The following is a 20901-nucleotide window of genomic DNA, read 5'->3' as shown; positions in this document are numbered from 1 at the left end:
CAGCTATGGTTAGGTTGCCAGCCGCTGTTAGCTGTCAGCGAGACCCTGCCTACCATGACCAAGTGCTTTGCCCTGCTGCTCTGCCTGCTCGCCCTGCCCGTCGCCGCGCAGGAGGACATTCGCGTCGGCGTCGAACTTCAGCCCTATCAACCGTATTCCGACGTGGAGAACGGTGAGTACCGCGGCTACGCCCGCGACCTGCTGGACGCATTCGCCGCCGAGTATGGCTATCGCTTCGTCTACACACCGCTGCCGGTCCGACGGCTGCTCGGCGATTTCCTGTCCGGCCGGGTCGACCTCAAGTTCCCCGATCACCCGCAATGGAATGCCGACCAGAAAGCCGGCCACGACATCCACTACAGCCACCCGGCAGCGCCTTATGTCGACGGCATGCTGGTCAAGCCGCGGTACCTCGGGCAGGGCCAGCAACGCATCGAACTGCTCGGCACACAGAACGGCTTTACGCCCTGGCCCTACCTGGCGGACATTCGCGCCGGAAAAATCCGCCTGATCCAGGCCAACCAGATCGACTCGTTGCTGCGCATGGCCGCCAGTGACCGCGTTGACGCGGTCTACCTCAACCCCAAGGTCGTGGCTCACCAACTCCGGCAGATGCGCATGGCGCCCGATAGCCTGGTGTTCGACCCGGAGCTGCCGCATGTGGAGGATCACTACTACCTGTCGAGCATCAACCACCCCGAGCTGATCGAGGCGTTCAATCGCTTCCTCACGGAGCGAGCCGATCAGGTCGCAGCGCTGCGTTTACGCCACGGCTTGTGAGCCGCTGCGCAAGCGCTGTTCGGCGAGCACGCGCGAACGACGCTTCCTGGCCCAGATCACCACGCCGGTCACGGACAAGGCCGCAACAGCCAGGCCCAGCAACGACACCAGAATCCGCCCCGACAAACCGATGATGCGCCCGGAGTGCAGCGGGAATTGCGCCTGCAGGAAGATATCCCCGGCACTGCCGGTGCCCGGCACATGCGCACCGGCCAGTTCGCCACTGCGGCTGTCGACGTAGATCCAGGGATTGCCCAGCCCGGCATCGCCATGGTCATCGCCCAACTCGTAGAAGCCGACGCCGTAGACACCGAACTCCGCCGAGTGGAACAGCCCGGCGGCAGGCGCCTGCCACCCCAGCCGCCGCGCTTCTGCGTCGGCAATGGCGATGGCCTGGCGGCGGTCGATCTGCGGCACGATCTGCTCGTCCAGGGTCACCGGTGTGCGACTGGCGAAAGGGCTTGGCGTCAGCGGCGAGAAAAGCTCCACCAGCGGACGCACCACCTGGCGTTCGAGGTTCATCGATACCGAGGTGACAGCGAGGATCAGCAGCAGCAGCCAGATCCACACGCCGCCGGAGCGGTGCAGGTCGAAGTTGAGCTTGTAGCCGCCCTGACGCCAGCGGAAGGCGAACGACTTGCGCCAGCTACGCAGGTTGGGGAACGACAGCCACAGCGCGACCAGACAATCGAGGCACCAGACGATGGCGACGATGCCGAAGAACAGCACGCCCAGCTCGATACCGAAGCCATCCGGGATGTGCAGGCTGTAGTGCAGCTTGTAGAGAAACGGCAGCAGGTTCTCCCGGCTCAGGGAGATCGCTCCCCACTCGCGCTGACCCTGGACATCGCCGTTCGCCGGGTCGATGCCCAGCTGATTGAAGCCTAACTCGTAGGCCTTGCCGGTAGCCGGATCGATACGCGGGTCGACGAAGACCCCCAGCGCATGGCCAGGCTCCAGCGCCAGCGGCATGAAGCTCACCTGCAAACGTGGGTCGCGTGCTTCCAGGGCATCCACAAGCTGCAGCGGGTCCTGCGCCGGCCCTGCGCTTTGCGCGTCGAACAGCTGCGGGTTGAGCCATTCGTCCAGTTCGTGATCCCAGGAAATGACAGCGCCGGTCAAGCCGGCGGTGAACAGGAACAGGGCAATGAACAGGCCGCACCAGCGGTGCAGCAGTACCAAAATCGGGCGCATCGAAATCTCTCATCGACGACAGGGCCGCCCTTTGGGGGGCCCTGGCTGTCAGTATTTCCAGGTCAGGGTGGCGCTGACGTTACGTGGGGCACCGTAGTAGGCCTGCGTCCAGTACAGGCTGTTCAGGTACTTCTCGTCGGTGAGGTTGTTGAGATTGGCCGACACGCTCCAGTTCGGGTCGATGTCGTAGCTGGCCATCAGGTCGACCACGGCGTAGGCCTTCTGCTTGGCGTCGGCACTGCCAATCGAAGTGAAACCGTCATCGGCCGTCAGTGGCACGGCGATCTTGATATCGTCCTGCCAGCGCACGGCGGCGCCGATCTTGAGCTTCTCCATACCTGGGATGCGGTAAGTAGCAGCCGTCTTGATCATGTGCTTGGGCGAGTAGGTCACCGCATGCGAGCCATCGGCATTGGTGATGTCGACAAAGGTATAACCGGCGCTGAGTTGCAGACCCTCCAGCGGTTCGCCAGAGAACTCCAGCTCGTAGCCTTCGCTGGTCAGGCCTTCGATGGCACGGTAGTAAGCCACCGAACCATTCATGCCGGCCTGCTCGGCGAAGTTGTCCTGTTCGGTACGGAACACAGCCAGGGAAACGTTGACCTTGTCGTCGAACAGTTCACCCTTGATACCGGCTTCGTAGTTCACGCCCTCCAAGGGGGCCAGACGTGAGCCACTCACATCGTTCTTGGTCTGCGGCGTAAAAATCTCGGTATAGCTGGCGTAAACCGAATACTGATCGGTGATGTCGTAAACGATGCCCGCGTAAGGCACCACCTTACCGCTGTTCTTCGACGACTTGGCCAGGCCATAGTTGGTGCCATCGCTCTTCACATCGACCACGCGAGCGCCAGTGATCAGGCTCAAATCATCGGTCAGGCTCCAGCGCGCAGCACCGTAGACGCTCTTCATGCGGTCGGTGAAATCACTGCCGTTGCTACCGTTGTCGTTAAGGGGATTCGGATAATTGCCGGTCCACTGCTCCAGCGGCGGCAGCATGGTGCCGGTGCTGGAGTCATACCAGGACAGATCCTCAAGCTCGGAGCGTGACCAGCTGCCGCCCAAAGCCGCTTCGTGCTGACGACCGCCCAGATTGAAAGGGCCACTGGCCTGCAGATCGACGATCAGCTGCTTGTTCTTTTCGTTGTATTCGGACGGATAGGAATACAGGCCCGCACCCGTCTGGCGGTTCGGCGTGCCGTAGACATAGAACATCGAGCCATCGCTCTTCTTCTCGACACGGGTGACCACTGTCTTGGCCTGCCAGCCATTGTCGAAGGTGTGCGCCAGCTCGGCAAAGGTGCGGTTTTCCTGATTGTCCCAGTAGGCCCAATCGGTCGCGGTGCTGGTAGAGCGCGAATAGTCGGTCTTGCCACCGTCCTGATAGACCAGCGGCAACGCCCCCCACATCGGCGAGTTGGCGTCGCTGGTCTGCAAAGTGTGGCCGAGGGTGAAGAGGGTGCGGTCATCCAGATCGAACTCCAACACACCATGGAACACGTTCTTCTCACGCGAGTAGCGGTCGAGGTAGGAGTTCTTGTTTTCGTTGGCGTACACCACGCGGCCGCGGATGTTGCCGGCATCGGTCAGCGCACCGGATACGTCGGTATCGATACGCCGCTTGTCCCAGGAGCCGGCCGTCAGATCGACGCGCGCCTGCGGGGCCAGCGTGGGTCGCTTGCGCACGAAATTGACCGTCGCCGAGGGATTGCCGGTACCGGACATCAGGCCGTTGGCGCCGCGAATCACCTCCACTCGTTCATACATGGCGGTGTCCAGATCACCTTCGACATTGCCGTAGACGAAGGGTACGGCGATGCCGTCGTACTGGAAGTTGGTGATGTCGAAGCCGCGGGCGGTGTAGTAGGTACGATCAGTTTCGACTTCCTGCACCTGCACGCCCGGCACCGCCTTGAGCGCATCGTTGACGCTGGTGAGCTTGAAGTCGCGCAGCTGGGCGCTGCTCAGGGTAGAAATCGACTGCGGAGTCTGCCGCGGGGTCAGGTCGAGCTTGGTCGCAGCACTGCTGGGCGTGGACTTGTAGCTGTCGACCTCGGCCGCTGCACTGTCGCCGACCACGGTCTGGGCATCGAGCTCGAGCTGCTCCTGCTCGCTGGCCACGGCATGGTTGAAACTGCAGGCGGCCGCAATCGCCACGGCCAGGTGGGTTTTTCTGCTGAACAAGGGAGGATCTCCTGATGCGCTGTCGATAACCGCTGGCAGTCCCTTCGCAGCCGAATGCCTCCCTGGCAGACATTTGCCAATCGCAAATGCAAATAATTAGCGACAAAATTCTCGCAGCAGGCACCTTACCAAGTCAATACGAATAATTTACATATTCAGTTGTATCTCAGTTTCCTTTGAGAGTAGCGCAATCCGCCCCCATCCAGCGGGCTTGGCTCTCCATGCTGCTCGGCTGGCCCTTGTAGGTACCTTTGACCTGGGTGGTAAACTCCTTGTCGCTGACGAAGCGGGTTTCCCCTTCGCCTTGCGCATCCGGGCAGGTGAAGCGGAATTTCCACAGGTTGCCGCTGCGTTCGGTGATCTGCTGGTTACAACCAGAGTTGGGGTCCTGCAGGGGAATGTCCTGCGACTTGATCTGCTCTTCGGTCAGGCAGATTTGCACCCCACCGGCACCGAGTTTCACACCGCGCTCGGCCATCATGCCTTCCATCATCTGACGCTGCGCCGGCGGCAGGTTCTGCATCTGCGCAAGGATCTGATCCATGCCCGGCATAGCCTGACCGCCGACTTGCATGTTGTGCGCGCTGACCTCCCAGACACCGGGCTGCAGCTCTACGGCGCTAGCCACCACGGGCGACAGACAGAGAGCAAGAGGTAGAGCGGTACGATAAAGAATGCGCATCACAGGTCTCCTGAGCGGATAGTAGGCCAAGCCGACGGCGCCTCGGCGAGACCAAGGCATCGAGCCGTCACTCCAACAAGAGTCACGCCCCGCGGCGATTTGGACAGTTCATCAGCGCATAAGATTCGTAGCGCGCATAGCCCTGCAGGCCCGGGATGAACAAAACCCCCACAGGCTTGCGCCGCATGGGGGTTTCCTTTTTTGGAGCTGTTCACGATCTCGCGAGCTAGAGTCATGCAAGGCAGAAACAGGCGAGGAAGCGCAGTGTACGAGCTGTACATGAGCATTACTCGCCTGTTTTAACGCAGCAGGACCGACGCGCAGCAGATTGTGGACAGTTCCAGCCGGCACTTGTGGCGCCGGGAGCATGGATTCGCTCGGGCGAACCTAACCCGCGTCAGCCGCGGGGGAGCTCAGCTCACAGCTCCAGAGTTCCAACGCCGGCTGGCTTGCTTTTGGCGGGCCGAGCCAGTCGCTCATCGGGCGACAACGCTGGTTGAAACACAGTTGGTAATCCCCGGCCTCAGGCGTACGCCCGACTCGCAGGGGTTGCAAAGGCGGTAGCTGACGCTGGTAGTGCCAGCTGCCATTGCGCAGTTCGGCGCCGTCGGGAATTTCCATTCCGGCGCCGGAACCCTTGACCCGCGCCTCACCGAGAACCAGGCCCTCGGCGGTGACGCGGTAATCCTCTTCCCAGCGAATCTTCTCGATGGTGTGCGTCCAGGCCAGGGTGAAGGACGGCGTGGGCAACTCTGCCCACACCGCGCCGGCCAACCCCAGGCACAGGCCGATCACGCCGTCGCTGCCTCGGCGCGACGGGCGCGCCAGAAGTGCTGAGCGATGAAGATGGCACTGAGGGCAAAGCCGATTTCGTCACTGATCGGGGTGGCGAGAATCAGGCTCGCACCGGCGGCCAGACCCAGCAGACGCTCCCACCAGGTCAGCTTGGCCTGCAGGTAGCCGGTGAACACGGCGCCCCAGATACCGATGGCCAGCATCGCTTTGAGACCGACGTAGACCGTCGCCAGCAGGCTATCGCCCTGCAGCATCAGCGCTGGCGAGTAGACCGCCATGAACGGCACGACGAAGCCAGCGACAGCGATACGTACCGCCCAGAAGCTGATCTTCAGACCACGCTCCTTGGCGATCGGCGCTGCAGCGAAGCAGGCCAGCGCTACCGGCGGCGTGAGGTCAGCCATGATGCCGAAGTAGAAGACGAACATGTGCGAGACGATCAGCGGTACACCCAGTTCCAGCAGTGCCGGCGCCGCGATCGAGCTGGTGATGATGTAGTTGGGGATGGTCGGAATGCCCATGCCCAGCACCAGGCAGGTGAGCATGGTCAGCACCAGCGACAGGAACAGGTTGTCCTGGCCGATGGCGAGGATGTAGCCGGCGAAGGTGGAGGCCACCCCGGTCAGCGACACCACACCGATGATCACGCCGACCAGGGCGCAGGCGATGCCGACCGGTACGGCATGACGCGCACCTTCGACCAGCGCGTGCAGGCACAGGGTCAGGGTTTCACGGCCGCCTTTGACGAACCAGCAGATCGCCACCAGCGCGGCGATGACGCCGAACACCACACCGATACCCAGCTGGAAGAAGCCGGCGCAGAGCACGCCGAGGGCGATCCAGAAGGCAAAGCGCATGGCCTTCGACGACACCCGCAGGATGATCGCCGAGCCGAGGATGACCATGGCGGTCAGCGCCAGGCCGACGGTACCGGAGAACAGCGGGGTACGGCCGGAGAACAGCAGGTAGATGAGGATGAACAGCGGGATCAGCAGGAACCAGCGCTCACGCACGGCCTTCCACGGGTTCGGGCATTCGTCCTTGGGCAGACCGCGCAGGTTGGCGCGCTTGGCCTCTAGGTGAACCATCCAGAACACCGAGCCGAAGTACAGCAGCGCCGGGATCAGCGCGGCCTTGGCCACTTCGAAGAAAGGTACGTTGATGGTCTCGGCCATGATGAAGGCCACCGCGCCCATGATCGGCGGCATGATCTGGCTGCCCATCGACGAGGTCGCTTCGACGCCACCGGCGAAAGCCGGGCGATAACCGAAACGCTTCATCAGCGGGATAGTGAACTGGCCGGTGGTAACCACGTTGGCCACGCCGGAACCGGTGATGGTGCCCATCAGCGCCGAGGACACCACCGACACCTTGGCCGGGCCGCCGACCTTATGGCCGAACAGGCCCATGGCGAAGTCGGTGAACAGCTTGATCATCCCGGCCTGCTCGAGGAAGGCGCCAAACAGGATGAACAGGAAGATGTAGGTCGCCGACACATAGGTCGGGGTGCCATACAGACCTTCGGTGCCGAACGACAGCTGGTTGACGATCTGGTCGAGGCCGTAGCCGCGGTGCATCAGATCGCCCGGCAGGTACTGGCCGAGCATGCCGTAGGCGAGAAAGCACGCGCAGATGATCGGCAGAGCGATGCCCATAACCCGGCGCGCAGCTTCGAACACCAGCACGATCAGGGTCAGGCCGATGATCATGTCGCCGGTGGTCAGGTCACCGGAACGTTGAATCAGGTCCGCCTCGAAGTACCACTGATAGATGGCCGTGGCCATGCCGGCCAGGCCCAGCAGCCAGGCCAGCGGTTGCCACGGGCGGCCCTTGCCGAGCGCCGGAAAGCTGATGAACACCAGCAGCAGCAGAAAGCCAACGTGCACCGCACGCAATACCTGGGTCGACACCGGGTGAAAGGCTGCGGTGACGATCTGGAAGATGGAGAACAGCAGGGCGACGGCAAAGAGCGCCTTCGGCCAGTCGGACGGGCTGGCGGCCAGGCCGTTGTTTTGTTCACTCATGGAGTGCAAACCTCATGACTACTTCGATTGCGGAGACAGAGTCGCCAACAAAACCTACCGCCCACGGGCGCCGGTTTTATTCGCGATTCTGTGAAGACCGGACCGTGGCGGGCTCGCCACGGTCCGAGCCGTCATTACAGCGCGCCGGCTTCCTTGTAGAAGCGCTCGGCACCCGGGTGCAGCGGGATCGGCAGGTTCTTGGTAGCGGTTTCCAGCTTGATGTCCTGGGCCGCAGAGTGAGCGGTGCCCAGACGGCCGAGGTTGTCGAACATCAGCTTGGTCATCTGGTAGGCGACTTCGTCGGAAACGCCTTCATGAGTGACCAGGATGTTGGTGATGGCAACGGTGGGCACATCAGCGTCCTGACCGTCGTAGGTGCCGGCCGGAATGGTGGCAGCCTCGTAAGCGGCGTTGTCGATCTTCGCGGTCACTTCGGCCGGGATGGCGACGAAGCTGATCTTCATGGTCGAAGCCAGGTCACGAATGGCGGCCATACCCAGACCGGAGGACTGCAGGGTGGCGTCCAGCTGACGGTTCTTGATCAGCTCGACCGACTCGGCGTACGGCAGGAACTCGACCTTGCCCATGTCCTTGTAGGTCAGGCCGGCGGCTTCGAAGATGGCGCGGGCGTTGAGCTCGGTGCCGGACTTCGGTGCGCCGACGGAGATGCGCTTGCCCTTGAGGTCTTCCAGGGTCTTGATGCCGGATTCAGCGTTGGCAACGATCTGGATGTAGTTCGGGTAGGTACCGGCGATGGCGCGGATCTTCTTCAGCGGCGCTTTGAAGCCAGCGTCTTCGACGCCGTTCCAGGCATCGGCGACCGAGTCACCGAGGGCGAAGGCCAGCTCACCGCGACCGGCTTCGAGCAGGTTGAGGTTTTCCACCGACGCCTTGGTCGCCTGGACCGAGGTCTTGGAGCCTTCGATGCCGTTGCTGTACAGCTGCGAAAGGGCCACGCCAATCGGGTAGTACACACCGCTGGTACCGCCGGTGAGCACGTTGATGAAGGTCGGGGCAGCGAGCACTGCGGTGCTGGCAGTGATGGCCGCAGCAGCGGCGAACAGGCTGATTTTCTTGGTCAGTCGCATGGAAGTATCTCCGTCGTTGTTATTGGCTATATGCAGAGTTTCACTCTAGACGACGCCACACAGGCGGCGTCGACGGTGCGCGATCAGCAGCGCAGGGTGCAGCGTCGGACAAGAGCCACGGCGGGCGCGGTAGGAAGGCGGCCCATGCACGGCAGCGAGTGCGGCATGGCGCGAGGGGCATGGCAGTTCATGGGCTGACCTCTTGTCGTTTTTATGGTCGCCGCGTCGGCAAGATGCTGCACGGCTGCAACTGTCATAGCAGATGCCGTGCCAGGGCCTGAAAAGCCCGATTTAGAGAGGTTGAATCTAAAGACCGATGGGTCACTGAGCGGTAAACCGCTTACCCTCGCGAGGGCATAGGCAGAATTCCGCCTACCAGGTGAGCGAGATACAGTCGGGGGATGAGGTGAGCGCTACTTGCCGGATTGCATCCGGGTGACGGCTGGCCGCCAAACCGTAGGGTGCGCCATGCGCACCGGTTGACTCGAGATCATGACACCAGGTGCGCATGGCGCACCCTACATGCCCGCGCGCCCTACTCTTCTCCACCCGGCAGGTATTCACCACGCGCCAGTCCATGACGCTGCATTTTTTCGTTGAGGGTGCGCCGCGGCAGCTGCAGCATTTCCATCACTGCGGCGATATTGCCCTGGCATTGCAGCAGGGCGTTATGCAGGCACTGCGCCTCGAAGGCCTCCATCTGCTGCGCCAGGGCCTGGCCGGCAAAGCGCTCGGCCGGCGGTGGACTGGAAAGCCCCAGCGCATGGCGCTCGGCGGCGTTGATCAACTCACGCACGTTGCCCGGCCAGTCATGCCCGAGCAGCCGCGCCAGTTCGCTCGGCGCCAGCGGCGGCGCTTCGCGACCATGACGCAGCGCCGCCTCGCGGGCGAAATGCTCAAACAGCAGCGGAATGTCCTCGCGGCGCTCGCGCAGCGGCGGAATATGCAGGGTGGCGACGTTCAGGCGGTACACCAGGTCCTCGCGGAAGCGCCCGGCCTTGACCTCGTCGAGCAAGTCCGGCTTGGCCGCGCTGATCACCCGCAGGTCGACCTGAATGCTCTTGTTCGAACCGAGGCGTTCCAGAGTCTTTTCCTGCAGCACGCGCAGCAACTTGACCTGTTGCGCCAGCGGCAGACTCTCCACCTCGTCGAGGAACAGCGTGCCGCCGTCGGCATGCTCGATGCGGCCGATGCGCTTGGCCTGAGCGCCGGTGAAGGCGCCGCTCTCGTGACCGAACAGCTCGCTCTCGAAGATGGTCTCCGGAATCGCCGCACAGTTGAGCGCGGCGAAGGCCTTGCTGGCCCGTGAGCTGAAGTCGTGCAGGCTACGCGCTACACGTTCCTTGCCGCTGCCGGTTTCACCACGAATCAGCACGTTGACCGAGGTGCCGGCTAGTTCGAGGATTTGCCGACGCAGGTTTTCCATCGGCCGCGAAATGCCGATCAGCTGGCTTTCGATACGGCCCTTGTCGGCCACCTGCTGGCGTAGCTGGCGGTTCTCACAGACCAACCGACGCTTGTCCAAAGCACGGCGTACGCTGTCGAGCAGACGCTCTGGGGTGAAGGGCTTTTCGATGAAGTCATAGGCGCCCTGGCGCAGTGCCTGCACCGCCATGGGCACGTCGCCATGGCCAGTAACCAGGATCACCGGCAGGTCGCTATCGATCTGCAGCAGCTTGTCGAGCAGTTGCAGCCCGTCACTGCCGGGCATTCGAACATCGCTGACGACAATGCCGGGGAAGTCGCGGTCGACCAGGGCCAGGGCCTCGGTCGCACTGGCGCAGGCGCGTACCTCGAAACCGGACAGTTCCAGCCACTGCTGCACCGCCTCGCGAATCGCCGCTTCATCGTCGACCACTATGACCTGAGCGCTCATGGCACCTCCTCTTGAGAACGGCGGGCAGTGTAGCCCGACGAATGCAATCCGGGGCAACGACCGGTTCGCACGGCGCACCCTGGGATCGGACGCGCAACTCGTAGGGTGTACCGCGCGCCCCGGCCGCAACAGCGCTGTGAATAGTTTCTACGGCGCAACCGGCAGCCTCATGCTGAACACCGCACCCAGCTTGCCGTTGTGCGCCTCCAGCGTGCCGCCGAGATCGCGCACGATACCGTAGGACACCGCCAGCCCGAGCCCAAGCCCCTGCCCCACCGGCTTGGTGGTGAAGAAGGGTTCGAACACCCGCCCGAGGGTCTCCTCGGCGATACCGCCGCCGCTGTCCTCGACGCTGAGCAGGCAGCCGTCGCCTTCGCGGGCGATATGCACCAGAAGAATCCGCGGCTCGCTCTCGGCCATGGCATCGAGGGCGTTGTGCAGCAGGTTGAGAATCACCTGCTCGATGCGAATGGCATCACCGAGCACTTCGGCGTCATCGTCGATCTGCGTGCGCAGTTCGATCTGCTCGTTGCGCATGCGCGGCGCCAGCAGCTGCAAGGCCTGCTCCAGTACGTCACCGAGACACAGGCGCTCACTGAGGCCAGCCGGTGTCTTGCGGGCGAATGTCTTGAGGTGACCAGTAAGCGCGGCCATGCGCTGCAGCAGGCCGTCGATGCGCTGCAGACCGTCGCGCACCGCTTCCGGTCGACCACTGTCGAGCAGCAGGCGCAGGCTGCCGAGCTGCATCTGCAAAGCGGTCAGCGGCTGGTTGATCTCGTGCGCCAGGGCCGCCGACATCTGTCCCAACGCGGCCATCTTGGCGGCATGCACCAGGCCGTCCTGGGCCTCGCGCAGCTCGGCGGTGCGCAGCGCTACCTCGCGCTCCAGGCGCTCGCGGATGCCGGCCTGCAAGCGCTGGTTCTTGCGCCGCTGGAAGAGGAACAGCAACAGAAAGGCTAAGGTCATCCACACCCCGGCAGCGGCCAGGCGGTAGCCACGCACACTGTCGGCCAGGCCGATCGGCTCGCTGAGCAGGTGCAAGGTCCAACCTTCTTCGGGCATGTACAGGCGCTGCCAGAGGTAATCGCGATTGCCGTCGGGGCCGTCGACCCGCGCCCAATCCGCATCCTTGTCGATTTGCCGATGTACCTCATGGGCGAGCGGCTGCAACGCCTGCTCGGCGTAGCGACGCACCTCAACGAGCTCGGCACGCGCCTGTTCGTCGAGTGGTTGCAGGGCGCGAAAGCGCCAGATCGGCTTGTTGCTGAGGATCACCACCTGATAGCTGTCGGCGACCATCAGCACGCCCGGCTGGCCGACCCATTCGCGCTGCAGGTCTTCCAGCTCAAGCTTGACCACCAGCACGCCGAGCAGCTCGCCCTTGTCATCGCGCACCACATGAGAAAGGAAGTAGCCGGGAATACCGGTGGTCACCCCCACCGCGAAGTAGCGCGCACCGCCATCACGCACGGCGTTCTGGAAGTACGGGCGGAAGGCATAGTTGTTGCCGACGAAGCTGCTCCAGTCGCGCCAGTTGCTGGCCACCAGGGTTTCGCCCTGGGCATCGAGCAAGTACAGGACGGTGGAACCAGCGGCGGCGTTGAGGCGCTCCAGGCGCTGGTTCAGGGCCAGCCGTAACTGGCGATCATGTGGCGCGCGCAGCAGGCTGCGGATGTCACTGTCCAGCGCCAGCACCTCGGGCACCGAGCTGAAACGTTCGACCAGGGTGCGAATGGATTGGGCATAAAGCTGCAACTGCCCGCGCGCCTCGACGCTGCGCTCGTCCCAGGCCCGGTGCTCGGCATAACGACCGCCCAGCCACAGGCTCACCAGCAAGCCGGCGGCAATCGCCAGAACGGTGAGCAGAACGCGGTAGCGATAGCGGGGGCGCTGCGGCAAGGGCATGGGCGGCTCGCGGAATCAAGACGAGCCGCATGTTACCCCATCATGAATAAAGGTCGGCGCGCGTCCACGGCAGATCGTGGCTGCCGTCGTCGCGTGACTTCACCGCCAGGATCTGATGCAGGTTCATCCAGCCATGCTGGAAGCCATAGGCACAACCGGCCAGGTACAGACGCCAGATACGCAGAGACTTTTCCGGTACCCACTGCGCGGCCTGCTGCAGTTGCCGTTCCAGGCCCTGGCTCCACAAGTGCAAGGTGCGCGCGTAATGCAGGCGCAGGCTCTCGACGTCGACGATCTCCAGCCCAGCCTCGCTAAGCGCCTTGCTGATGGTCACCAGATGCGGCAGCTCGCCCTGCGGGAACACGTAGCGGTCGATGAACTCACCCGCACCACGGCCGACCGGACGACCATCGGTGAAGCGCGAGGTGATGCCATGGTTCATCACCAAACCACCGGGCCGGACCGCCTCGAACAGGCGCTGGGCGTACAGCGGCAGATTGGCGTGACCAACGTGCTCGAACATGCCGACGCTGACCACCTTGTCGAAACGGCCGTCCCGCGGCAGGTCGCGGTAGTCGAGCAACTCCAGGGTCACCCGCTCGCCCAGCCCCTCCTCGGCCACACGCTGACGCGCCAGCTCCAACTGCGCTTGGCTGAGGGTGATGCCATAGACCTCGGCGCCGAACTCGCGCGCGGCGAAACGCGCCAGCCCGCCCCAGCCACAACCGACGTCGAGCAGCCTGTCGTCCGGCTGCAGGCGTAGTTTGCGGCACAGATGGCGCAGCTTGGCCTGCTGGGCTTGGTCGAGATCTTCCTGGCCGGTTTCGAAGTAGGCACAGGAATAGACCATGTCGCGGTCCAGCCACAGGCGGTAGAAGTCGTTGGACAGGTCGTAGTGGTAGCTGATGGCTTCGGCATCGCTGTGCTTGTCGTGGCGGGTGACGAGCTCCACCGCGGCGGATTCATCACCGAGCAGCGCCGAACTCAGCGCATCGCCGACCTCGATGGCATCTTCGATGGAGCCTTCCAGATCCACCCGGCCTTCGACGTAGGCGGCGCCCAGGGCATCCAGGCTGGGATGCGCCAGTTGCGTGACCAGGCTGGGGTCCTTCACCACCAGCGTCACCCGAGGTTTCGGCCCCAGGTCGAGCTGCTTGCCGTCCCAGAGTTTCAGGCGCAGCGGTAGCTGGAGATCACGAAGTGCAGTGGACAGTTGCGCAAGCATGATTGTCCCTCCCGGCCAGGCGTGTTTTGCAGAGGCCTGATGCAGATGACCTGGCCCCTCTCACCGGGTTCGATTGCGGCGACTAACGGCGTGCGTGGCACGGACACGCCTGAATCCGCGGCCAGATTGCACAGCCTATGGCAGCGGTCAGGACTGGGCGCTGTCGACCCGCTGCAGCAGGCCGTCAGTCAGCCACTGGCGCAACCAGCCTACCGCCTGAGCTGGCGCCTGTTCACCGAGATGCGCCAGCTCGCCACACAGTTCGGCGAAGCTCCAGCCGTGCACGGTCATGCCCCGCAATGCCGCCGCTTCATCGGCTGCCAGACTGCGATAGCGGGTAACCAGCTGATCGCGCCAGATCACGCAGGTCTCCACCTCCTCCAGCGGCTGACTGCCGGGGAAATCGCCCTGCTCCTTGCACGCGCGCCACAGCGCCAGGCTGTTATGCCGACAAACCAGCCACTGCACGCTCGGCAGCAGGCGGACCTGCAAGGTAGGCCAGTCTTCGGCCGGCAGTTCGGCCATTTGCGTCAGGCTCAGGGGCAAGCCATCGGGCGCATCGAAGGCCAGGGTAAAAGCCCATTCCAGCCGCGCCAGCTCGCTGAGCGGCGCAGCCTGGGCCGGGACCAGATAGCCGTCGATAAAGTCAGCCAGCTGCGAGCCGAGCCAGCGCAGGCTGAAATGCTGCGAGGGGTGCGCATCGAGATAGGCCAGGGCCAGAGCATCGAATTCCTCATCACCGAGCCAGCCGTGCACCGCAGGATAATCACCCCGTAACGCTTCCAGGAGACGCGCGCGGTAGGCGTTGTGGTAAATCGCCAGGCCCTGTTCGGCACTCAGCGCCGCGCTACCCAGCAGACTGGCGCGCAGCGCCGGGTTGGGCTGTGCATCGCGGCCCAGCAGGTAGGCCTGCACCTGCGCCTGCCAGTCACTCAGGCGCATTGCGGCGTGCCTTGCAGCGCCTGGGCGGCGAAGCGGCGTGCAGTGTTCAACTCGTCGAGCAACACATCCAGGTCGGGAAAATGATCGTCGCGCTCCAGCAGTGTGGACACCGGGCCGAGGTGCTGCAGGGTGCGTTGATAAAGCTGCCAGACCGGATCACTGACCGGCTGATCATGGGTGTCGATCAGGTAGCTGCCGTAATCGCTGTGACCGGCCAGGTGCAACTGACGGATACGCTGCTTGGGCAGGCTGCTGATGAAGGTCCAGGCATCGAAGCCATGGTTGCGCGCGCTGACGTAGACATTGTTAACGTCCAGCAACAGCTCGCAGCCGCTCAGTTCGCTGAGCGCGGCGAGAAACTGCCATTCGCTGAACTGATCATCGGCGCAGCGCAAATAGCTGGAGACGTTTTCAAGCACCAGCGGCCGTTCGATCACGTCCTGCACCTGGCGCACCCGTGCGGCCACATGCTGCAGGCTTTCCTCGGTGTAGGGCAGCGGCAGCAGGTCATGCAACTGGTGGGCATTGCCCTGGCTCCAGCACAGGTGATCGGAGATCCATGCCGGCTGCACGCGCGTGGCGAGGTGCTTGAGCTGACGCAGGTAGTCGCGGTCCAACTCATGAGGGCCGCCAATCGACAGCGACACGCCATGCATCACCAGCGGGTATTGTTCGCCGATGGCATCGAGAAAGTAGAGGGCCTTGCCGCCCGCTACCAGGTAATTTTCCGAGACGATCTCGAACCAGTCGATGGCCGGCTGCTGCTCGAGAATGGCTTGGTAGTAGGTGCTGCGCAGGCCCAGGCCGAAACCCAGATTACCGCGTTGAGCATTCATCGCTGGCTCCTTGCAGGGTGATGCGGGGCAACCGAACGGCGGCCGCCCCGGCTCACTTACTCGCCGACAGTACCTTTGGCGGCATTGCACTCAGCGAGGGTCATCGATTTGAAGCCGTGACCTTTGCAAGCACCCTGGCCTTTGCAGCTGTTTTCGGCGGTTTTGCAATCATTCTGGCCTTTGCAGGACGTGACGCCGTAACAATGTACTTTGGCTTCCTCGGCCACTGCTACGGTGCTGGAGAAAGCAGCGAACATGCTGGCAGCAGCGAAGGCGATAGCGGCACCAGTAGCAGCGGTGGATTTCATGGTCATGTGCGTATCCTCGAGTGATCTGGGTTAGCCGGGCTAAGGTGTTTTGCGTGCCGGCATTGAACTAGAGCAACGAGGCGAGCCAGCGTTACAGCAGGATTGAAAAATTTCAGCGCCTCAGCGCCGACGCAGTAGAGCGACGAAGAACACCCCGCCGATGGCGGCAGTGACGATGCCGATGGGCAGGTCCTGCGGCGCCAGCCAGGTGCGCGCGGCGACATCGACCCAGACTAGGAACAGCGCCCCCAGCAGCGCCGCCACCGGCAACACGCGACGATGCTCGGCACCGACCAGAAAGCGCGCCACGTGCGGCAGCATCAGGCCGACGAAACCGATGGCGCCAGACAGCGACACCAGCACGCCGGTAAGCAACGACGCCACCACGAACACCAAAAGGCGCACGCGGCGCGGTTCCAGACCAAGACTCACCGCGCTCTGCTCGCCAGCCATCAGCGCGTTTAGCGCGCGGCCCAGGCCGAGCAGCACGGCCAACGCCAACGCCAGGCACAGCGCCGGCAGCCAGAGCAGCTCCCAGCGCGCCAGACCGAGGCCGCCGAGCATCCAGAACAGCACCGAGCTGGCCGCGTGTGGGTTGCCCAGGTACAGCAGCAGGTTGCTCGCCGCCATCATCACGAACGACACCGCCACTCCGGCCAACAGCAGGCGATCACTCTCCAGCCGCCCACTGCGACTGGCGATGGCCAGCACCAGCAGCATGCTCGCCAGCGCACCGGCGAAGGCTGCCAGCGGCAGGCTGAGCAGACCGGCGAACTCGCCCAGGTAGAGCACCACTACTACCGCACCGAAGGCCGCGCCGGAGCTGACGCCGAGCAAGTGCGGGTCGGCCAGCGGGTTGCGCGTTACCGCCTGCAACGCCGTACCCACCAGCGCCAGCCCGGCGCCCACCAGCGCGCCAAGCAGCACCCGCGGCGCGCGCAATTGCCAGACGATGCTGTCCTGGCCAAGGCTCACCGCTGCCTCGGGCACGATGCCGAACAGGTGCTGGCCGAGGATCGCCAGTACCCGCTCGAGCGGCACCTGCGCCGCGCCGAAACCAAGTGAGACCGCGCAGGACAGCGCCAGCAGTACGCTCAAACCGAGCAGCAACAGACGAAATCGACTCACTGAGTGAAGGCCTCGGGGTGCAGCGCCGCCGCCAGCGTCTCGATGGCCGTCGCGTTCTCCAGGCTCGGCGTGACGGCCAGGTAGGACAGCACCACGAAGCGTCGTTCGCGGATCGCCGTCACGCCTTGCAGCGCCGGGTGTTGCAAGAGGAAATCGCGCTTCTGCGCCGCCGTGCGCTCGCCGTAATCGACGATCAGGATCAGTTCCGGGTCCTGCTCGACCACCGACTCCCAGCCGACCTTCATCCAGTTGGCCGCCACCCCATCCATCACGTTGCGCCCGCCGGCCGCCTCGATCAGCGGTTGCGGCATGCCCAAGCGTCCGGCGCTGAAGGGCACGTCCTCGCCACTGTCGTAGACGAACACCCGCGGCCGTGTGGGCTGCTGGCCCAGGCGCGCGTCGACAGCCGCCACGCGCGCCTGCATGGTGTGCACCAGCGCATCGGCACGCGCCTCGACGGCAAAGATGCGGCCGAGGTTGCGCAGGTCGTTGTAGACATCGTCGAGGCTGGCGACACGGCCAGGCGTGACGTGCGCGCAGGATTCGCTGAGTTCATACACCGGAATGCCGAAGCGCTCCAGGCTGGCCGGGGTGACCTCGCCGCCGATGCGCATGCCGTAGTTCCAGCCAGCGAAGAAGAAGTCAGCGCCGGCATCGAGCAGGTTCTCCAGCGAGGGGTAACGCGAAGCCAGCTCGGGCAGATCATCCAGATCGGCTTGCAGCTCGGGGGTCGGCGTCTTCCAGCCGCTGACGCCGCTATAGCCGACCATGCGCTCTTTCAGGCCCAAGGCCAGAAGCATGGCGGTCAGGGTGATGTCGTGGCTGACCGCCCGCTGTGGCGGCTGCTCGATGGTTACCTGACGGTCGCAGCTGGTGACGGTGACGGCCCAAGTAGGGCTGGCCAACGCCAGCAAAAACGCGCCAACGAGTGTAGGAGCGAGCTCTGCTCGCGAAGCTTTTGTCGATCCCCAGGGTTCGCGAGCAGAGCTCGCTCCTACCGATGCAACCGTGCGTAAACGCTTCATCAAACGATCCAGGTAATACGCGGGTAACCCGCCAGTGGATGGGTATCGACCAACGCCTGCACGCCGAACACCTGCTGCAGCAACTCGGCGCTCAGCACCTCGGCGGGTGTACCGGCGGCCACCAGACGGCCTTGGTCGAGCACGCACAGACGGTCGCAGAAGGCCGCTGCCAGGTTGAGGTCGTGGAAGCTGGCCAGCGTCGCCAGGCCCAGCGCCTTGATCTGCCGCAGCAGCTCCAGTTGGTAACGCGGGTCGAGGTGGTTGGTCGGCTCGTCGAGGATCAACAGTTGCGGCTGCTGCACCAGAGCGCGAGCCAGCAGCACGCGCTGCTTCTCGCCACCGGACAATCGCACGAATGGCTGTTGCGCCAGGCCGCTGAGGCCAACGCGCGCCAGCGCCTCGTCGATCAGACGGCGATCCTCGGCATCGTCGCCATCGAACAAGCCCTTGTGCGGCGTGCGGCCCATGGCCGCCACCTCCGCCACACGCAGGCCGAAGTCCTGGGGAAATTCCTGCAACACCACCGCCACGCGCTGCGCACTCCAGCGCGGCGAGCGCTGCCACAACGCCTCGCCGTCCAGTTCGACGCTACCCGCACTGGGCCGCTGGAAACGGTAGGCGCAGCGCAGCAGGCTGGTCTTGCCGCTGCCATTGGGGCCGATCAGCCCCAGCAGCTCGCCGTCGCCGACCTCCAGGTCGATGCCGTCGAGCAGCGGGCGCTGGCCGTCGGGCGACCAGGCCAGCTCGCGGATACGCAGGCGCGGCATCAGAAGCTGTAGTCCGTAGTGACGAACAACGAACGCGGCGCCCCCAGGTACCACTGCTCGCCGGCACTGCTGGCGGTGGTGGCGTACTGGCGGTCGAACAGGTTGTTCAGCTCCACGCCCAGGCGCACGTCGGGCAGCGCCTGCCAGGCGATAGTGGCGTCGACCACGGTGTAGCCGGGCACCTCGATCTGGTTGGCCGCATCGGCGTAGCGAGCGTCAACGTAACGCGCGCCCATGCCGACATCCACCCCGCTGCCGAGCGCCTTGTTCAGCCACAGATTGGCGGTGCGCCGCGGCACGTTGCTCGGGCGATTGCCGCTGCGGTCACCGCCACCTTCGACGAAGTCGTCGTACTCGGCGCGCACCAAGGCGGCATTGGCCGATACCTGCCAGCCGTTGCCCAGGGCCAGCTCCAGCGTGGCCTCCAGGCCATCGGAGGACTGCTGGCCGATCTGCTCGGTGGGCGAAGCCGGGGTTTCGCGGCTGAGCAGCTTCTTCTTGACGATGTGGTAAGCGGCCAGCGTCCACTCGCCCTGGCCGTTCCAGAACATCTGCTTGAGGCCGATTTCGCTCTGCTTGGCTTCGCTCAGGTCGAACTGCTGCTGGCTCGGGCTGAGGGTCAGCAGGTTGTTCACCCCTTCGGTGCTGGTGGCGTACTGGCCGTACAGCGACAGCTCGGGCGTCAGGGCGAAGACCAGGCCGGCGCGCCAGTTGCCGCCACTCAGGCTGCGGTCGACGCTGCTATCGCTCAGCAGATCATCACGCTGGATATGCACCTGATCACGCCGTACTCCAGTGACCAGCGACAGGCGCTCAGTCAGCTGGGTGCGGTTCTCGGCGAACAGCGAGAACTGCCGCGCCAGGTTGCGTTCACGTGGACCATAACCGCGTGGGTCATTGCTCTGGTACTGACCGCCACCGGAGCCTGCCAGCGGGACAGTGTCGCTGAAGCTGCTGGCGAAATCGTGCTGGCGCGCGAAGTGGATGCGGTTGTAATCCACGCCCACCACGGTGCGGCTGTCGAGGCCGAACAGTCTGTGATCCAGGGTGAAACTCTGGCGGTCGCCGACCTGTTCCTGGGTGTGCTTGATCTCGTAGAAGCTGCTGCGGTTGATCAGGTCGCCCGGTTGCCAACGGTAGGTCTCGGCGTTGCGCCAGTAGCGCTGGGTCTTGATGTAGTAGAGCTGGTTGCTGGCACTCAACGCATCGCTGATGCGCCAGTCGGTCACCAGCCGGGTGATCTGGTCGTTGTAGCGAATGTCAGCATTGGCGACGTTGTAGTTGCGATCACGAATGCTCTCGCGGTACTTGCCATCGACCAGAGGGGTGCCGAAGTAGCGCTCGGGGCTCTGGTCGCCCTGGTCGTGAGACAGACTGAAGCTCAGGTCGTCACTGGCATCCCAGCGCAACGCAGCGCTCAGCGCCAGACTCTCGGAATCACCGCGGTCGACCCAGCCATTGCTGGCCTGCTGGTTGAGATTGAAGCGGTAGCTCAGGGCCTCGCTCAGCGAGCCGCCGCTGTCCAGCGCGGCCTGGCGACGGTCATCGCTGCCATAGCCGAGGCGCAGCTGGTTACGGATCTCGCCGGCGAAGGGCTTCTTCGGCACCACGTTGATCACCGCACCGGTGGCGCCTTCGCCATAGAGTACCGACGCCGGGCCGCGCAGCACGTCGATGCGCTCCACCGACCAGGTGTCCACCGGGAATGTCACGGTGCCTGCACCGATGTACTGGCGCGTGCCGTCGTACAGCTGCATGGTCGAGGCGTGGCCGCTAAAGCCACGCGCCGACAGCGCCGTGCCACCGTTGCCCGGCGTGCCGATGGTGCTGATGCCCGGTGTGCGGGTCACCGCATCCTGCGCGCTGCGGTTGTTGCGCTCACGTACTTCGGCGCCGCTCAGGCTGCTGGTGCTGGCTGGGGTTTGCAGGGCCGACAGGTCGAGGCGCGAGCCCGCCGTGGTCGGCGTGTGCAGGCTGGTCTCGCCCTCCTGCGCGGCTTGCGCCTGGACAGTGACAGCGGGGAGATCGACAGGGGATTCGTCGGCCAGGGCGACACCGCCAGCCAAGACCACCAATGGCAGAGAACAGAAGCGCAAGAGGTGTTGCACGTGAACAATTCCGGGGCGTTGAAGAGGCTCGTCG

The 20901-nt window shown here is 64.2% G+C and carries 17 protein-coding genes; 1 reads left to right on the top strand and 16 read right to left on the bottom strand.

Features of this window, described 5'->3' with window-relative positions:
• Window positions 1-54 precede the first annotated feature (54 nt).
• Complete coding sequence (locus tag RTH74_RS15680; RefSeq protein WP_316915269.1) at window positions 55-780, top strand: transporter substrate-binding domain-containing protein; 726 nt, start codon at window positions 55-57, stop codon at window positions 778-780.
• On the opposite strand, the gene RTH74_RS15675 is transcribed toward RTH74_RS15680, so the two are convergent.
• The 16 genes from RTH74_RS15675 to RTH74_RS15600 form a co-directional block, all read right to left on the bottom strand.
• Entirely contained in the window at window positions 763-1974 is a 1212-nt protein-coding gene (locus RTH74_RS15675) for a PepSY-associated TM helix domain-containing protein (protein ID WP_316915268.1), read from the bottom strand. The genes RTH74_RS15680 and RTH74_RS15675 overlap by 18 nt on opposite strands.
• A gap of 48 nt (window positions 1975-2022) precedes the next feature.
• Window positions 2023-4158 (bottom strand): TonB-dependent siderophore receptor, encoded by a 2136-nt coding sequence (locus RTH74_RS15670; protein ID WP_316915267.1) that lies wholly within the window; start codon window positions 4156-4158, stop codon window positions 2023-2025.
• A gap of 166 nt (window positions 4159-4324) precedes the next feature.
• Window positions 4325-4840 carry a DUF3617 domain-containing protein gene (locus RTH74_RS15665; protein ID WP_106734116.1) on the bottom strand — a complete coding sequence of 172 codons (516 nt, stop codon included), beginning with the start codon at window positions 4838-4840 and terminating at the stop codon, window positions 4325-4327.
• A gap of 387 nt (window positions 4841-5227) precedes the next feature.
• Window positions 5228-5635: a DUF1850 domain-containing protein gene (locus RTH74_RS15660; RefSeq protein ID WP_106734115.1), complete on the bottom strand. Its 408-nt coding sequence runs from the start codon at window positions 5633-5635 to the stop codon at window positions 5228-5230.
• Window positions 5632-7659: a TRAP transporter permease gene (locus tag RTH74_RS15655; RefSeq protein WP_316915266.1), complete on the bottom strand. Its 2028-nt coding sequence runs from the start codon at window positions 7657-7659 to the stop codon at window positions 5632-5634. Before RTH74_RS15655 ends, RTH74_RS15660 begins: the two co-directional genes overlap by 4 nt.
• 134 nt (window positions 7660-7793) lie before the next feature.
• Window positions 7794-8747: a TAXI family TRAP transporter solute-binding subunit gene (locus tag RTH74_RS15650; protein WP_143505779.1), complete on the bottom strand. Its 954-nt coding sequence runs from the start codon at window positions 8745-8747 to the stop codon at window positions 7794-7796.
• A 535-nt stretch (window positions 8748-9282) separates the two neighbouring features.
• On the bottom strand, window positions 9283-10623 hold the full coding sequence (locus RTH74_RS15645) for a sigma-54 dependent transcriptional regulator (RefSeq protein WP_316915265.1): 1341 nt from the start codon (window positions 10621-10623) through the stop codon (window positions 9283-9285).
• 147 nt (window positions 10624-10770) lie between these two features.
• A complete protein-coding gene (locus tag RTH74_RS15640) occupies window positions 10771-12528 on the bottom strand; it encodes an ATP-binding protein (RefSeq protein WP_316915264.1) in 1758 nt (585 codons plus the stop codon).
• Window positions 12529-12568: 40 nt separating this feature from the next.
• A complete protein-coding gene (gene cfaB / locus RTH74_RS15635) occupies window positions 12569-13753 on the bottom strand; it encodes a C17 cyclopropane fatty acid synthase CfaB (protein WP_316915263.1) in 1185 nt (394 codons plus the stop codon).
• A 147-nt stretch (window positions 13754-13900) separates the two neighbouring features.
• The gene (locus RTH74_RS15630) at window positions 13901-14695 is read right to left on the bottom strand and encodes a DNA-binding domain-containing protein (protein ID WP_316915262.1); all 795 of its coding nucleotides are present in this window, start codon (window positions 14693-14695) and stop codon (window positions 13901-13903) included.
• A complete protein-coding gene (locus RTH74_RS15625; RefSeq protein WP_125834144.1) occupies window positions 14686-15531 on the bottom strand; it encodes a DUF692 domain-containing protein in 846 nt (281 codons plus the stop codon). The genes RTH74_RS15630 and RTH74_RS15625 overlap by 10 nt, the downstream gene beginning before the upstream one ends.
• 56 nt (window positions 15532-15587) lie before the next feature.
• Window positions 15588-15845 (bottom strand): hypothetical protein, encoded by a 258-nt coding sequence (locus RTH74_RS15620; protein WP_099525107.1) that lies wholly within the window; start codon window positions 15843-15845, stop codon window positions 15588-15590.
• A 114-nt stretch (window positions 15846-15959) separates the two neighbouring features.
• Window positions 15960-16967: an iron ABC transporter permease gene (locus RTH74_RS15615; RefSeq protein WP_316915261.1), complete on the bottom strand. Its 1008-nt coding sequence runs from the start codon at window positions 16965-16967 to the stop codon at window positions 15960-15962.
• A complete protein-coding gene (locus tag RTH74_RS15610) occupies window positions 16964-17992 on the bottom strand; it encodes an ABC transporter substrate-binding protein (protein WP_316915260.1) in 1029 nt (342 codons plus the stop codon). The genes RTH74_RS15615 and RTH74_RS15610 overlap by 4 nt, the downstream gene beginning before the upstream one ends.
• A complete protein-coding gene (locus tag RTH74_RS15605; protein WP_316915259.1) occupies window positions 17992-18759 on the bottom strand; it encodes an ABC transporter ATP-binding protein in 768 nt (255 codons plus the stop codon). Before RTH74_RS15605 ends, RTH74_RS15610 begins: the two co-directional genes overlap by 1 nt.
• The gene (locus RTH74_RS15600) at window positions 18759-20867 is read right to left on the bottom strand and encodes a TonB-dependent receptor (protein WP_316915258.1); all 2109 of its coding nucleotides are present in this window, start codon (window positions 20865-20867) and stop codon (window positions 18759-18761) included. Before RTH74_RS15600 ends, RTH74_RS15605 begins: the two co-directional genes overlap by 1 nt.
• Window positions 20868-20901: the final 34 nt, after the last annotated feature.

The sequence above is a fragment of the Pseudomonas sp. zfem001 genome (assembly GCF_032621725.1).
GTDB classification, from domain to species: domain Bacteria; phylum Pseudomonadota; class Gammaproteobacteria; order Pseudomonadales; family Pseudomonadaceae; genus Aquipseudomonas; species Aquipseudomonas sediminis.
Note: the sequence above shows the minus strand (reverse complement) of the source record. Positions and strands in the feature narration are given on the sequence as shown.

Coding starts and splice junctions, on each gene's coding strand:
- RTH74_RS15680 (WP_316915269.1), top strand. CDS start 55: ATGACCAAGTGCTTTGCCCTGCTGCTCTGCCTGCTCGCCCTGCCCGTC.
- RTH74_RS15675 (WP_316915268.1), bottom strand. CDS start 1,974: ATGCGCCCGATTTTGGTACTGCTGCACCGCTGGTGCGGCCTGTTCATT.
- RTH74_RS15665 (WP_106734116.1), bottom strand. CDS start 4,840: ATGCGCATTCTTTATCGTACCGCTCTACCTCTTGCTCTCTGTCTGTCG.
- RTH74_RS15655 (WP_316915266.1), bottom strand. CDS start 7,659: ATGAGTGAACAAAACAACGGCCTGGCCGCCAGCCCGTCCGACTGGCCG.
- RTH74_RS15650 (WP_143505779.1), bottom strand. CDS start 8,747: ATGCGACTGACCAAGAAAATCAGCCTGTTCGCCGCTGCTGCGGCCATC.
- RTH74_RS15645 (WP_316915265.1), bottom strand. CDS start 10,623: ATGAGCGCTCAGGTCATAGTGGTCGACGATGAAGCGGCGATTCGCGAG.
- RTH74_RS15640 (WP_316915264.1), bottom strand. CDS start 12,528: ATGCCCTTGCCGCAGCGCCCCCGCTATCGCTACCGCGTTCTGCTCACC.
- cfaB (WP_316915263.1), bottom strand. CDS start 13,753: ATGCTTGCGCAACTGTCCACTGCACTTCGTGATCTCCAGCTACCGCTG.
- RTH74_RS15630 (WP_316915262.1), bottom strand. CDS start 14,695: ATGCGCCTGAGTGACTGGCAGGCGCAGGTGCAGGCCTACCTGCTGGGC.
- RTH74_RS15625 (WP_125834144.1), bottom strand. CDS start 15,531: ATGAATGCTCAACGCGGTAATCTGGGTTTCGGCCTGGGCCTGCGCAGC.
- RTH74_RS15620 (WP_099525107.1), bottom strand. CDS start 15,845: ATGACCATGAAATCCACCGCTGCTACTGGTGCCGCTATCGCCTTCGCT.
- RTH74_RS15610 (WP_316915260.1), bottom strand. CDS start 17,992: ATGAAGCGTTTACGCACGGTTGCATCGGTAGGAGCGAGCTCTGCTCGC.
- RTH74_RS15605 (WP_316915259.1), bottom strand. CDS start 18,759: ATGCCGCGCCTGCGTATCCGCGAGCTGGCCTGGTCGCCCGACGGCCAG.